This window comes from Streptomyces sp. NPDC091387 (genome assembly GCF_044756945.1).
GTDB lineage: Bacteria > Actinomycetota > Actinomycetes > Streptomycetales > Streptomycetaceae > Streptomyces.
This window is the reverse complement of record NZ_JBIVTZ010000004.1, coordinates 165,762-179,583: the sequence shown is the minus strand read 5'-3', so window position 1 is coordinate 179,583 and position 13,822 is coordinate 165,762. Positions and strand designations below refer to the sequence as shown.

The following is a 13,822-nucleotide window of genomic DNA, read 5'->3' as shown; positions in this document are numbered from 1 at the left end:
GGACATCAATCGCGGCGCGCTGCGCCGCAAAGGAGTGCATCCGTGAACGTCACATCCTCGGCGAGCGGGCCGACCGACCGGCGGGCCGCCACGCTCGCCATGGCCTGCCTGGGCGTATTCGTCGCCTACTTGCCGGTGACCACCGTCTCCGTGAGCCTGCCGGCCATCCAGGCGGCTCTGGGCGCGTCGACGGCCCAGCTGTCCTGGGTCCAGGACGCGTTCGTCCTGCCCATGGCCGCGTTCATCCTGACCGCCGGTGTGTTCGGCGAGGTCCACGGGCGCAAGAGGGTGTTCCAGGCGGGCCTGCTGTTCTCCGCCGTCGGCGCCGCCGTCGCACTGACCGCCCAGTCGATCCAGATGCTGTGGGCCGGCCAGGCCATCGCCGGACTCGGTGCGGCCGCGCTGCTGCCCACCACGCTGGCCCTGATCAGCCACGCCGTCCCCGATCACCGGGAGCGCGGCAAGTTCATCGGCCTCTGGGCCACCTCGCTCCTGCTGGCGCTGGCCGTCGGTCCGCTGATCGCCGGGGTCATCCTGGAACACGCCGCCTGGCGGTGGATCTATCTCCTGGTCATTCCCGTCTCGCTGCTCGCGGCGGGGGTCGCCGCCCGGCTGCTGACCGACTCGCGGGCCCCGCACGGGCGGCGGCTGGACTGGCCGGGCCAGATCACCGCCGCGTCGGCGATCACCGCGCTGGTGTACGGCGTGATCGAGGGCGGCGCCGGTTCGTTCACCGACACCCCGGTACTGGTGGCGCTGTTCATCGCCGCGGCCGGCGCCGTCGCCTTCGTCGTGGCCGAGCGGCGCAGCGACAGCCCGATGCTGGACCTGACGCTGTTCCGCAGCCCGGCGTTCACCGCCACCACGCTCGTCGCGATGATCACCTTCCTGGCGCTGATCGGCTTCTTCTTCCTCCTGAGCCTCTACTTCGGCCTGGTGCAGCAGCTCGACACCCTCCAGGCGGGCTGGCGTCTCCTCATGGTCACCGGCGCCGCCATCGTCGCCGGCGCCCCGGTCGGGCGGCTGATGCACCGCGTGTCCGCCCGCGTCCTGATCACCGCCGGACTGCTCGTCGTCTCCGGCTCGCTGCTTTCGCTGACCACCGTCGACGCGGACACGTCGTTCGCCTCCATCGCCTGGCGGCTGGCGCTGCTGGGCCTGGGGATGGGCGGAGTCCTGACCCCCATGACGGCGACCGCGGTCGCCGCCGTGCCTCCCCACCTGGCCGGTATGGCCGCGGCCGGCAACAACACCTTCCGGCAGGTCGGCGGGGCACTCGGCCCGGCCGTCCTGGGGGCCCTCCTCACCGCCCGCGCCCTGGACACCTTCCCCGCGCATCTCGCCGACGCCGGGATCACGGGAGCGGCCGGGCAGAGCATCACCGAGACCGCCCGAGCGGGTGGTCTCGGCGCGGTCGCCCAGATGAACCTGGGCGCCGGCACCGGTCAGGCCCTCGGCGCGGTGGGCGACGCCTTCCTCGACGGCCTCCGTCTCTGCCTGGTCGTCGCCGCCGCCCTCACGCTGCTCGCCGCCCTGGTCTCCGCGACACTCCTGCGCCGCCCGCGCGGGACGTCCACCGTCGCGGCCTCCTCCAGCGACGCGCCGGCCGCCGGGCGGGCCCAGGTGGGCTGACGGACGGCTGCGGTCCCCCGGCAGCGCACCCGCGCACCGCCGGGGGACCCCCGCGCCCCGGCCCCGCCCCCCTACCGGCAAACTGTGGTCAAGGGAGAACCACACGGACAAGGAGCACCATGGACGCGCTCTCCACGCCCTCTGCCCCGGCCATCGCCGCGCTGCTGGAGGACTTCTCCCTGGAGATGACGGGCAAGGACGTCCCCCGGCTCGAAGAGGCCCGCGACCGCATCCCGGCCGGCACCCGGATCAACATCACCTTCCTCGGCAACGAGGACCTGGACATGCGGCTGGCCGCGGCCCGCGCCGTCCGGCGGCTCGGATACACCCCGGTCCCGCACATCTCTGCCCGCCGGCTGCGCTCCCGCTCCGAACTGGAGGAACTCCTCGCCGCGCTCCGCTCCGACGGCACGGCCGACAACGTCCTCGTCATCGGCGGAGACCCCGCCACACCCCACGGCCCCTACGACGACGCCCTCGCGCTCATCCGGTCCGGGCTGCTCCAGTCGTACGGGGTCCGGCACGTCGGTATCGGCGGCTACCCCGAGGGGCACCCCGCCATCGCCGGCCCGGCGCTCTGGTCGGCGATCGAGGACAAGACCGCCGCCCTCGCCCGGCGTGGACTGTCCGGCGATGTCATCACCCAGTTCGGCTTCGACGCGGACCCGGTCCTCGCCTGGGTCGAGGCGGTACGGAAACGGGGCATCGACGCACCGGTGCGCGTCGGGGTCCCCGGCCCCGCCGGGATCAAGCGACTGATGACGTACGCCGCGCGTTTCGGCGTCGGCACGAGCACGTCCATCGCGAAGAAGTACGGATTCTCGCTCACCAACCTGATGGGCACGGCCGGCCCCGACCGCTTCATCCGTGCCCTGGCCGACGGCTACGACACCCGCCGCCACGGTGTCCTCAAGCTGCACTTCTACACCTTCGGCGGCATCGGGGCCACGTCGAGGTGGCTCACCGACTTCCGTACCGGGGCGGGGAACTGACGCGTCGTCCGCCCCGGCTGCGCCGGTTCAGGGGGAAGGCGGCCGCTCGCCGTGCCACGAGCGCCAGAGCGTGGCGTACGCGCCGCCGGCCGCCACGAGATCGTCGTGGGAGCCGAGTTCGGTGATCCGGCCGTCCTCCATCACGGCCACCCGGTCGGCATCGTGCGCCGCGTGCAAGCGGTGCGCGATGGCGACGACGGTCCGGCCTTCGAGGACGGCGGCCAGCGCGCGCTCCGTGTGCCGGGCGGTCCTCGGGTCCAGGAGCGCGGTGGCCTCGTCGAGTATCAGGGTGTGCGGGTCGGCCAGCACCACGCGTGCCAGGGCGAGTTGCTGCGCCCTGGCGCCGTCCGGCCGGTGCTCGCCCTGGCCCAGGTCGGTGTCCAGGCCGTCCGGCAGTTCATCGGCCCACTCGGCGCCGACGGCGGCGAGTGCCGCGTGCAGTTCGGCGTCGGTGGCACCGGCCGAGGCGATCCGCAGGTTCTCCCTCACCGTGCCGAGGAACACGTGGTGCTCCTGGGTGACGAGGACGACGTGCCGGCGCAGCACGTCGGGGTCCAGTCCGGCGACCGGGACCCGGCCCACCGTCACCGAGCCGGCCCGCGGCGTGTCCATGCCCGCCAGAAGTCTGCCCAGCGTGGTCTTTCCGGCACCGGAGGGGCCGACGATCACCAGCCGCTCGCCGGGCCTGACCGTCAGGTCGACACCGTGCAGGACGTCGGCCCCGTCGTCGTAGGCGTAGTGGACACCGGCCACGTCGATCCGGTCGCCGTCCGGCGTGACGGAGGCGGGCGCAGGGGCCTGCGCCGCCGGGCCGAGGCCCTCCACCCTCGCGAAGGAGGCCCTGCTGCTCTGGAGTTCCTCCATCCGCTGGAGGACGGTGTCCAGGGGCTGGGACAGCTGCCGCAGGTACAGGGCCGAGGCGACGACCGCGCCGAGGCTCATCGCGCCGTGCTCGTGCAGCGCGAAGCCGATCAGCAGGACGCCGGCCACCGGGATGACGTAGGAGATGTCCACGGCGGGGAAGAGCACACTGCGCAGGAAGAGCGTCCGGTTCCGGGTGCTCCGGCATCGCTCGATCGCCTCCTGGGACGCGGCGATGCGGCGCTGCCCCAGCCCCAGGGCCTCGACGGTACGGGCGCCGGCGGCGGTGGCCGCGAGCTGTTCGGCGAGGGCCGAGTTGGCGGCTCCCTCGTCGAGGTACGCGGTGAGGGCCCGGCGCAGATACCAGCGGGCGGCGAACCAGATGCCGAGCAGACCCAGCACGCCGCACGCGCCGAGCAGCGGATCGAGCACGAAGACCGCTCCGAGGATGAACAGCGCCTGGACCCCGGCAATGAGCACGTCGGGCCCGGCATCCCGGAGCGTGGCGCCGACCGCGGCGACATCGGTGGTGCCCCTGGCCATCAGGTCGCCCGTGCCGGCCCGCTCGACGACCGCGGCGGGCAGTGCGAGTGCCCGCTCCGCGAACTGTTCCCGGATACGCGCCAGAGTCCGCTCGCCGAAGCGGTGCGCGACGTAGCCGGCGTACCGGGCCAGCAGCAGCTGGGCCAGTGCGAAGGCGAGGATGGTGAGTGCGAGGCGGTCCACCGCGGCCACCCCTCCGCCGGCCCTGACCTCGTCGATGATGCGGCCGAGCAGCCACGGGCCGACGAGTCCGGCGCCGGCGGCGAGCGCGTTGAGCGCGATCATGGCGGCGAAGGCACGGCCGTCCAGCCGGATCAGCCGCAGCGCCGCCCGGCGTACCCGTGCCGGGTCGGCGACGGGCAGGGCCCGGTCCGACGCCTGTGGGCCGGCGGTCATCGCACGGCCTTCCGGGCCGGCGGGACGGTGCCTTCGGCCGGGCGGCCGGGGTCGTCGCCGTCCGTCCCGCGTGACACCAGCAGGCGGTACCCGGGCGGCCCGTCCAGGAGTTCACGGTGGCTGCCGACGGCCGCGACGGAGCCGTCGACCAGGTAGTACACGGTGTCCGCCCGGTCCAGCAGGAGCGGTGAGGTACTGGTGACGACCGTGGTGCGGCCGGACCGCGCGGCGTGCAGCCGGGCCGCGACGGCCGCCTCGGTGTGCGCGTCGACCGCAGAGGTGGGCTCGACGGCCAGGAGCACCTCGGGATCGGCCAGCAGGGCCCGGACCAGCCGGACGCGCTGCCGCTGCCCGCCGGAGAGGTTGCGGCCCTGCGCGTCGATCCGCGAGTCGAGTCCGTCCGGCAGACCGCGGACGACGTCCTGCGCCACGGCCGTGTGGACGCCGCGCCCGATGGTCTCCTCGTCCCGGTCCAGCGCCCCGGAGATCACCTCGCGCAAAGGTCCGGCGAACAGGTCGGCCTCGTTGTCCGCGACCAGGATCCGCCGCCGAATCCGCGTCAGGTCGATCTCGTCGAGGCGTATCCCGTCCCAGGTCGCGGCCGACTCCACGAACCGGCCGAGACGGTCGACCACCGCCGCGGAGTCCGACGGCCGGGCGCTGACGAGTGCGGTCATCCCGCCGGGCACCACCTCGACGCCGGACTCCGGATCACGGAGCGTGGACGGCGCGCCGGGCGCGTCCGAAGTCGGCTCCCCGCCCGCGGAGTCGGGCTCCAGGACCAGGAACCGGATGACCCTGCGGGCGGCGACCAGGCCGCGGCTGAGGTCGTAGCCGCCCTCGATGAAGAACGTGACCGGTACCACCAGCACCGCCGCGTACCCGTAGACCGCGACCAGTTCGCCGACGGTGATGGTCCCCTGAGCCGCCATCCGGGCCGCCAGCCAGGTCACGGCACCGAGGAACAGGGTGGGCAGGCCGACCCCGAGGGCCTGGATCCAGCTGGTCACCGCACCGACGCGGTACCCCTCCGCCCGCAGGGCACGCGAACCGAGCCGGTAGCGCTCGGCGTACACCTCCTTGCCGCCGATGCCGTTGAGGACACGCAGGCCCTTGGCCATGTCCTCGAAACGGGCGGCGAGCCCGCCCTGCTGTTCCCGGTACGCCGCCTCGACGCCCTGCAACCGCCACAGCAGGGGGCCGACCAGCACCACGAGCAGCGGCACCCCCAGCAGCACCACCACGGCGAGCAGCGGTGAGACGGTCAGCAGCAGCACGGCCACGACGACATACGCGAGAACCGCGCCGACCCCGGGACCGGTGATGGTCAATGTGGCGGCGATCATGGCGACATCGCGGAACCCGATCGTGACGACCTCCCCGGCCGTGACCCGGCGCGGCAACGCCCCGCCCAGCCGGGTCGCCTGCCTGACCACGACCGCCACGGAACGGAAGACGGCGTCCAGCCGCACCCTGGTCATCGTGCGGTGCCGCATGATGGCCAGCCACGCGTTCAGCACCCCCACACCCAGCAGCGCCGCGACCCAGCCGGCCAGCGCCGGCCACCGCCCCGGCTCCAGCCCGTCGTCGATGGCGCGCGACAGCAGGTACGGCGGCAGCGTCAGGCAGACCATCCAGGCACTGCCGAGCAGCGCACCGGCGGCGATCCGGCGGCCCTGGCTGGTGACCAGCCACCACAGGTACCGCAGCGCGCTGCGACAGTCAGGGGTCCCCGGATCCACATAGGAATCTGCCATGTACCCGACCCTAACGATCCCCGGAGAGCCGGTGGATCCGGGGACCGTCCCGCCCCGGTCAGCCGTGCCAGGACCGCCAGAGCGCCGCGTACGCGCCGTCCGCCGCCACGAGTTCGTCATGGCTGCCCAGCTCGCTGATCCGGCCCTCCTCGACGACCGCGATCACATCCGCGTCGTGCGCCGTGTGCAGCCGGTGCGCGATGGCCACGACCGTACGGCCGTCCAGCACCCGGGCCAGCGAGCGTTCCAGATGGCGGGCCGCGCGCGGGTCCAGCAGAGACGTCGCCTCGTCCAGCACCAGCGTGTGCGGATCGGCCAGCACCAGCCGGGCCAGCGCGATCTGCTGCGCCTGCGCGGGAGTGAGCACCACACCGCCCGAGCCGACCTCGCAGTCCAGCCCCTCGTCCAGTGCGGTGGCCCAGCCGTCCGCGTCGACCGCGGCCAGCGACGCCCACAGCTCCGCGTCCCCGGCACCGGCACGGGCCAGCAACAGGTTGTCCCGCAGCGAACCCACGAACACATGGTGCTCCTGGTTGACCAGCGCCACATGCGTACGGACCCGCTCCGCGGTCATCTCCGACAACCGCGCACCGCCCAGCGACACTTCACCGGTACGCGGGGCGTAGATCCCGGCCAGCAGCCGGCCCAGGGTGGACTTGCCCGCACCGGACGGGCCGACCAGCGCCAGCCTGGTGCCCGGAGCGACGTCGAGAGACACCTTGTGCAGCACGTCGAGACCGGCCCGGTAGCCGAAGTGCACCTCGTCGGCGCGCACATCACGCCCGTCCGGCGCCACCGCCGCGTCACCCGCGTCCGGCTCGATCTCGCGGACCCCCACGAGACGCGCCAACGACACCTGGGCGACCTGCAACTCGTCGTACCAGCGCAGGATCAGACCGATCGGATCGACCATCATCTGTGCGAGCAGCGCGCCCGTCGTCAGCTGCCCGACGGTGAGCCAGCCCTCGATCACGAACCAGCCCCCGAGCATCAGGACCGCGCCCAGGATCGTCACGTACGTGGCGTTGATGATGGGGAACAGCACGGACCGCAGGAAGAGCGTGTACCGCTCCCAGGCCGTCCACTCCTTGACCCGTTGGTCCGAGAGCGCGACCCGGCGCGCACCCAGCCGGTGCGCCTCCACGGTCCGCCCGGCGTCCACCGTCTCCGCGAGCATGGCCGCGACCGCCGCGTACCCGGCGGCCTCCGAGCGGTACGCGGACGGCGCCCGGCGGAAGTACCAGCGGCAGCCGACGATCAGCACCGGCAGCGCGATGAGCACCGAGAGCGCCAGCGGGGGAGCGGTGACGGTGAGCGCGGCCAGGAGCAGCCCCGCCCACACCACACCGATGGCCAGCTGCGGCACGGCCTCGCGCATCGCGTTGGCGAGGCGGTCGATGTCCGTGGTGATCCGGGAGAGCAGATCTCCCGTCCCGGCCCGCTCCAGTACGCCCGGCGGCAGCCGGACCGACCGCACGAGGAAGTCCTCGCGCAGATCGGCCAGCATCTCCTCACCGAGCATCGCGCTGCGCAGCCGCATCATCCGGGTGACCACGGTCTGCACGATCAGCGCGACGGCGAACACCGCGGCGGTGCGCTCCAGATGGAGGTCGGTGACCCCGTTGGACAGGTCCTCGACGAGCCCTCCCAGCAGGTACGGTCCGGCGATCGAGGAGACCACCGCGACCGTGTTGAGCAGGGTGACCACGGTGAAGGGCCGCCGGTGGCGCCGGATCAGTTCCCTGGCGTACGTCCGTACGGTCGTGGGGGTGCCGACCGGCAGGGTGGTGGCCGACTCGGGCGCGGCCGGGTCGTAGGCCGGTGGTGCGACGCCGGTCATGCGCGCTCCTCGATTTCCTCGATGGTGTCGATCGCGTGGATCGCTTCGTCCTTGCGCGGCCGGTCCGGGATCTCGTCGTCGGTCTCGCGGGTGACGACGGCCCGGTATCGCGGTTCGCCGCGCAGCAGTTCACGGTGGGTGCCGACGGCCACCACAGTGCCCCGGTGGACCAGCGCCACCCGGTCCGCCAGGTCGAGCAGCAGCGGGGACGAGGCGAAGGCCACCGTCGTACGGTCCTTGCGCAGCGCCTTGATCCCAGCGGCGACGCGCGCCTCGGTGTGCGAGTCGACGGCGGACGTCGGCTCGTCGAGGACCAGTGCCTCCGGGTCGGTCACCAGTGACCGGGCCAGGGCCAGGCGTTGGCGCTGGCCGCCGGAGAGCGACCGGCCGCGTTCGGTGATCCGGGTGTTCATCGGGTCGCCGTCCGCGTCCACGGACGCCTGTGCCAGCGCGTTCAGGACGTCGTCGCACTGCGCGGCGGACAGCGCGTCCCCGGCGGTCACCCGGCCGGACGACGGCACGTCCAGCAGGTCGCGCAGGGTGCCGGAGAGCAGCACCGGGTCCTTGTCCTGGACCAGAACGGCGGTCCTGGCCGCGTCCAGGTCCAGTTCGTCCAGGGGGACACCGCCGAGCAGCACGGACGGCACCTCGTGTGCCGCCGTCCCGTCCTCGGCGGCACCGTCCTTCGTCACCTCCGGCTGGGCGTGGCCGCCGAGCCGGTCCGCGAGCCGCCCGGCCTCGTCCGGATCGCCGCAGACCACCGCGGTGAACAGGCCCTCGGGCGCCATCAGTCCGCTGACCGGGTCGTACAGATCCCCGGTGGGCGAGGCGTCGACCGTCGACGGCCGGGCGACCCGGCTGAGCGAGAGCACCCGGACCGCGCGCTGCGCGGACGGCCGCGAGAAGGAGTACGCCATGGCGATCTCCTCGAAGTGGCGCAGCGGGAACAGCAGCAGCGTCGCCGCGCTGTACACGGTCACCAGCTGGCCGACGTCGATCTTCCCGTCGCGGGCCAGTGCGGCCCCGTACGTGACCAGGGAGATCAGCAGGATGCCCGGCAGCAGGACCTGGATCGCGGAGATCAACGACCACATCCGCGCACTGCGCACGGCTGCCTTGCGGACCTCCTGCGAGGCACGCCGGTAGCGGCCGAGGAACAGTTCCTCGCCGCCGATGCCGCGCAGGACGCGCAGCCCGGCCACGGTGTCCGACGCCAGTTCGGTGGCCTTGCCCGCCTTCTCGCGCTGGAAGTCGGCGCGGCGGGTGGCGCGGGGGAGCAGCGGCAGGACGCCCAGGGCGAGCAGCGGCATGGCGAGCGCCACGAGCACGCCCAGCGAGGGCAGATAGAGGACGAGCCCGACACAGACGATGACGAGGGCGGCAGCGGCGGCGGCGAAACGGGAGAGCGCCTCGACGAACCAGCCGATCTTCTCCACATCACCTGTCGACACCGCGACGACCTCGCCCGCGGCGACCCGGCGCGTCAGCGCCGAGCCGAGCTCCGCGGTCTTGCGGGCCAGCAGTTGCTGGATCCGGGCGGCGGCGGTGATCCAGTTGGTGACGGCGGTCCGGTGCAGCATGGTGTCGCCCACGGCGATCAGTACGCCGAGAACCGCGATCAGTCCGCCGGCCAGCGCGAGCCGCCCGCCGGACCGGTCCACGACCGCCTGGACGGCGAACCCGACGCCGAGCGGCAGCCCGGCGATGGAGCACTGGTGCAGCAGGCCCCATGACATGGCCTTGAGCTGTCCGCGGATCTGGTTGCGGCCGAGCCAGATCAGGAAGCGAGGGCCCGACCGGACGTCGGGATCGCCGGGATCCGAGTACGGAAGATCGCGAATTTGCATGACGTCCCAAGAGGTCGGAAGGAGCTGAGGTCCGCGAGGGACCTCCAGAAGCACGTGGGGAGAAGCGTGTGGGGGGACCAAACCGTCCAATCCTCGCGTCCCGCCGGGGGCGCGGCAAACCCTTTTACCTGCCGGGAGAGCGGCCGGGGCACGGACCCGGGCCGGCCGAGCGGCAGGCGCCGGCGGGTGCGGGAGTAAAGATTCGGCACGCATTCGCCGCGGCCCGCACGGGCTGGCGGGGCCGAACGCGATGGAGTGCGACCATGGGCGAATGCATATAGCCGGTGCGGTACGAGTGGTGGTCTCGGCGGCCGCCTGCGGTGTCCTGCTCACGACCCTGACGTCGTGCGGCGGAGGTTCCGACGCGGACAAGGGCGACGCGCGGTCGGCCGACGCCGGGAAGCCGAAGGACAAGGACAAGGCGCGGACGACCGACCTGAAGCGCATTCCGGATGTCGGCGACCGGTTGCAGTCGCAGATCCCGGACAACACCCGTCAGGTCGTCGCCGTCTACGGCGAGGGCAGGAACTCCGCGGACTCCACGGTCGTGCTCTACACCAGAACCGGATCCACCTGGGACAAGGCCGCCGGTTGGAAGGCCCACAACGGCAAGAAGGGCTGGGCCGCCGACCACCACGAGGACGACAAGCGCAGCCCGGTCGGTGTCTTCAGCCTCACCGACGCGGGCGGTGTGCTGCCCGACCCGGGCGCCCTGCTCCCGTACACGGAGACGGCGTCCATCCAGGCCCCGCACTACTGGGCCAAGTCCCACTGGCACGACTTCGACTACGTCATCGCCATCGACTACAACCGCGTCAAGGGCACCGCTCCCAACGACCCCACGCGACCCGAGGGACAGTCCAAGGGCGGCAGCATCTGGCTGCACATGGACCACGGCAGCGGCACATCGGCCTGTGTGAGCCTGCCGAAGGCCGCCATGGAGAAGCTGCTGCGCACCCTCGACCCGAAGCAGCACCCGGTCGTCGTCATGGGCGACCGCGCCGGCCTTCAGACCTGACCGGGACCGGGCCGGGTCGCCCGCTCCAGTTCCATCAGCACCGAGTAGTACGAACGGCCCGTCGCCCGGTCCATGCCGATCTCGCACATCCGGTTGGCCGAGAGATACCTGTCGTACTCCCGGGTGTTCACCTCTGCGGCCTCCTTCGCGGTCGCCGAGGCCGTCAGCTCCTCGTGCAGCATCCCGCGGTCGCCCGCGAACCCGCAGCACGCGGCGTCGTCCGGGATCACGACCTCCCTCGCGCAGGCCTCGGCGACCGCGCGCAGGTGTTCCACATCGCCCAGGTGCTCCATCGAGCAGGTCGGGTGCAGGACCGCGGAACCGGCGCGGCGCAGCACCGTCAGCTCCGGCAGGAGTTCGTCGGCGGCCCAGACCAGGGAGTCGACGACGGTCAGCTCGCGGTGCAACGCCCGGTTGTCCTCGGTCAGATACGGCACCACCTCATGGGCGATGCCCAGCGTGCACGAGGAGGCGTCCACGACCAGCGGCAGCTTTCCGCCCGCTGTCCAGCCCCAGGCCGCCGCCACGATCCGGTTGGCCATCACGGCGTTCGCCGTGTCGTAGCCCTTCGAGTGCCAGATCGTCGCGCAGCAGGTCCCGGCGGTGTCCGGCGGGATCCAGACCGGCTTTCCGGCGCGCGCAGAGACGGCGACCACGGCCTGCGGCAGGGACGGTGCGTGCTGCCCCTCGGGGCCGGCGAAGATGCGGTTGACGCAGGCCGGGTAGTAGACGGCGCTCGCTCCCGCCCTGGAGGTGCGCGGCAGCTTGCGGGCGGCGGCCCCGGGGATCTCCGGCAGCCAGGCGGGCATCAGATCGGGGCGCACGGCCCGGCGGGCGAGACCGGTGACGCCTTCCAGCAGCCGGTCGTCGATCCGGCTCGCCGCGGCGACCGCGAGCCGGGCCGCCGCCTCCACGGCGCGGAAGTTCTTCGCCGTGAGCGCGGCGATCCGTTCCTCGCGCGGGGAGTGCCGCTGATGGCGGAAGTCCTTCATCATGGCGCCGGTGTCGATCCCTACCGGACAGGCGAGTTTGCAGGTGGAGTCGCCCGCGCAGGTGTCGACGGCGTCGTAGCCGTACGCGTCGAGCAGTCCGGTCTCCACCGGCGATCCGCCCGGCTGCCGCATCATCTCCCGTCGCAGCACGATGCGTTGGCGCGGTGACGTGGTCAGGTCGTGGCTGGGGCAGGTCGGTTCGCAGAACCCGCACTCGATGCACGGGTCGGCCACCGGTTCGACCCGGGGGATGGTTTTGAGGCCGCGCAGATGGGCCCTGGGGTCGCGGTCCAGGACGATGCGGGGCGCCAGTACCCCGTCGGGGTCGATGAGCTGCTTGGTCCGCCACATCAGTTCGGTCGCCCGGGGTCCCCACTCCAGCTCCAGGAAGGGGGCGATATTGCGGCCGGTGGCGTGTTCCGCCTTGAGGGAGCCGTCGAACCGTTCCACCGTCAGCTTGCAGAAGTCCGCCATGAACGCGGCGTACCGGTCGACGTCGGAGGGCTTCGCCGCGTCGAAGGCGAGCAGGAAGTGCAGGTTGCCGTGGGCCGCGTGGCCCGCGACAGCTGCGTCGAACCCGTGCTCGGCCTGGAGCGCCAGCAGCGCCTCGCACGCGTCGGACAGCCGCGAGGGCGGGACGGCGAAATCCTCCGTGATCAGGGTCGTACCGGAGGGCCGGGAGCCGCCGACCGCGGTGACGAAGGCCTTGCGGGCCTTCCAGTAGCCGGAGATCGTCCCGGCGTCCCGGGTGAACTCATTGGTGACCGAGGTGACGGGCCGGACCAGCTCCAGCCGGCGTACGACACCGGCCGCCGCCCGCTCGTACGCTTCCCGGCCGGCCTCGTCCGGTGCCCGGAACTCCACCAGCAGCGCCGCGGTCGTCTTCGGGAGCCCGGCCCAGTCGGCGGGCACCCCCTGGACGCTGACGGAGGCGCGCAGGGTGTTGCCGTCCATCAGCTCGACGGCGATGGCGCCCGCTTCGTTGAACAGCGGGACGGCCGCCGCGGCCGCGGTCAGGGAGGGGAAGAAGAGCAGTGCGGTGGAGAGGTGGCGGTCCAGCGGCAGGGTGTCGAAGACGACCTCGGAGATGAAGCCGAAGGTGCCCTCGGAGCCGACCATGAGCCCGCGCATAATCTCCACCGGGGTGGCGCCGTCCAGGAAGGCGTCCAGCCGGTAGCCGTTGGTGTTCTTGATCTCGTACTTGGCCCTGATCCGGGCGGTGAGCGCGGCATCGGCCTCGATCTCCGCCTTCAGCGCGAGCAGCCCCGCGCAGAGCTGCGGCTCCGCGTGCGCCAGGTCCTCGTCCGCCGAGGGGTCGCCGGTGTCCACCACGGTGCCGCCGGGCAGCACGAAGGTGAGCGACGACACGGTCCGGTACGAATTGCGGCTGATGCCCGCGGTCATCCCGGAGGCGTTGTTGGCGACGACCCCGCCGATCGTGCAGGCGATGGCGCTGGCCGGGTCGGGGCCGAGCAGCCGGCCGTGCCGGGCGAGGGTGGCGTTGGCCCGCATGATCGTGGTCCCCGGCCGGATGCGGGCCCGCGCGCCGCCGTCCAGGACCTCGATGCCCGCCCAGTGGTGCCGTACGTCGACGAGGATGTCCTCGCCCTGCGCCTGGCCGTTGAGGCTGGTGCCCGCGGCCCGGAAGACGACGTTGCGGCCCTTGCCGTGCGCGTACGACAGGATCGCCGAGACGTCGTCGATGTCCTCGGGGACGACGACGACCTGGGGCACGAACCGGTAGGGGCTCGCATCGGAGGCGTACCGCACCAGGTCGGAGATCTTCCACAGCACCTTCCCCTGCCCCAGCAGCGCGGTCAGCTCGCTCCGCAGCGGCTCGGGTGTGCCCGGCGCCCTCTCGTCGGTCACCCGGTCGTGGGTGGGGCTGCGCATCGCGCCGGGGCTCAGGGCTTCCGGCTTCGGCTCCAGCAGCGGCATTCGAGA

At 72.7% G+C, this 13,822-nt stretch carries 8 protein-coding genes; 3 read left to right on the top strand and 5 right to left on the bottom strand.

The window, feature by feature from the left end; genetic code table 11:
* Window positions 1-42 precede the first annotated feature (42 nt).
* Entirely contained in the window at window positions 43-1,632 is a 1,590-nt protein-coding gene (locus ACIQM0_RS10165; RefSeq protein WP_401285434.1) for a DHA2 family efflux MFS transporter permease subunit, read from the top strand.
* 119 nt (window positions 1,633-1,751) lie between these two features.
* A complete protein-coding gene (locus ACIQM0_RS10160; protein ID WP_401285432.1) occupies window positions 1,752-2,624 on the top strand; it encodes a methylenetetrahydrofolate reductase in 873 nt (290 codons plus the stop codon).
* Between the two features lie 27 nt (window positions 2,625-2,651).
* Here the strand turns inward: ACIQM0_RS10160 and ACIQM0_RS10155 are convergent, their stop codons facing one another.
* Genes ACIQM0_RS10155 through ACIQM0_RS10140 form a run of 4 tightly spaced genes read right to left on the bottom strand, consistent with a single transcriptional unit; the run spans window position 2,652 to window position 9,868 of the window.
* Complete coding sequence (locus ACIQM0_RS10155) at window positions 2,652-4,424, bottom strand: ABC transporter ATP-binding protein (RefSeq protein ID WP_401285430.1); 1,773 nt, start codon at window positions 4,422-4,424, stop codon at window positions 2,652-2,654.
* A complete protein-coding gene (locus ACIQM0_RS10150; protein ID WP_401285428.1) occupies window positions 4,421-6,181 on the bottom strand; it encodes an ABC transporter transmembrane domain-containing protein in 1,761 nt (586 codons plus the stop codon). Before ACIQM0_RS10150 ends, ACIQM0_RS10155 begins: the two co-directional genes overlap by 4 nt.
* A 58-nt stretch (window positions 6,182-6,239) precedes the next feature.
* On the bottom strand, window positions 6,240-8,021 hold the full coding sequence (locus ACIQM0_RS10145; protein ID WP_401285426.1) for an ABC transporter ATP-binding protein: 1,782 nt from the start codon (window positions 8,019-8,021) through the stop codon (window positions 6,240-6,242).
* Window positions 8,018-9,868: an ABC transporter transmembrane domain-containing protein gene (locus ACIQM0_RS10140; RefSeq protein ID WP_401285424.1), complete on the bottom strand. Its 1,851-nt coding sequence runs from the start codon at window positions 9,866-9,868 to the stop codon at window positions 8,018-8,020. The genes ACIQM0_RS10145 and ACIQM0_RS10140 overlap by 4 nt, the downstream gene beginning before the upstream one ends.
* Before the next feature lie 271 nt (window positions 9,869-10,139).
* Between ACIQM0_RS10140 and ACIQM0_RS10135 the strand changes: the two genes are divergently transcribed.
* Window positions 10,140-10,886 carry a hypothetical protein gene (locus ACIQM0_RS10135; protein ID WP_401285422.1) on the top strand — a complete coding sequence of 249 codons (747 nt, stop codon included), beginning with the start codon at window positions 10,140-10,142 and terminating at the stop codon, window positions 10,884-10,886.
* On the opposite strand, the gene ACIQM0_RS10130 is transcribed toward ACIQM0_RS10135, so the two are convergent.
* The gene (locus tag ACIQM0_RS10130) at window positions 10,877-13,816 is read right to left on the bottom strand and encodes an FAD-binding and (Fe-S)-binding domain-containing protein (protein WP_401285420.1); all 2,940 of its coding nucleotides are present in this window, start codon (window positions 13,814-13,816) and stop codon (window positions 10,877-10,879) included. The genes ACIQM0_RS10135 and ACIQM0_RS10130 overlap by 10 nt on opposite strands.
* Window positions 13,817-13,822 lie beyond the last annotated feature (6 nt).

Coding starts and splice junctions, on each gene's coding strand:
- ACIQM0_RS10160 (WP_401285432.1), top strand. CDS start 1,752: ATGGACGCGCTCTCCACGCCCTCTGCCCCGGCCATCGCCGCGCTGCTG.
- ACIQM0_RS10135 (WP_401285422.1), top strand. CDS start 10,140: ATGCATATAGCCGGTGCGGTACGAGTGGTGGTCTCGGCGGCCGCCTGC.
- ACIQM0_RS10150 (WP_401285428.1), bottom strand. CDS start 6,181: ATGGCAGATTCCTATGTGGATCCGGGGACCCCTGACTGTCGCAGCGCG.
- ACIQM0_RS10140 (WP_401285424.1), bottom strand. CDS start 9,868: ATGCAAATTCGCGATCTTCCGTACTCGGATCCCGGCGATCCCGACGTC.
- ACIQM0_RS10130 (WP_401285420.1), bottom strand. CDS start 13,816: ATGCCGCTGCTGGAGCCGAAGCCGGAAGCCCTGAGCCCCGGCGCGATG.
- ACIQM0_RS10145 (WP_401285426.1), bottom strand. CDS start 8,021: ATGACCGGCGTCGCACCACCGGCCTACGACCCGGCCGCGCCCGAGTCG.
- ACIQM0_RS10155 (WP_401285430.1), bottom strand. CDS start 4,424: ATGACCGCCGGCCCACAGGCGTCGGACCGGGCCCTGCCCGTCGCCGAC.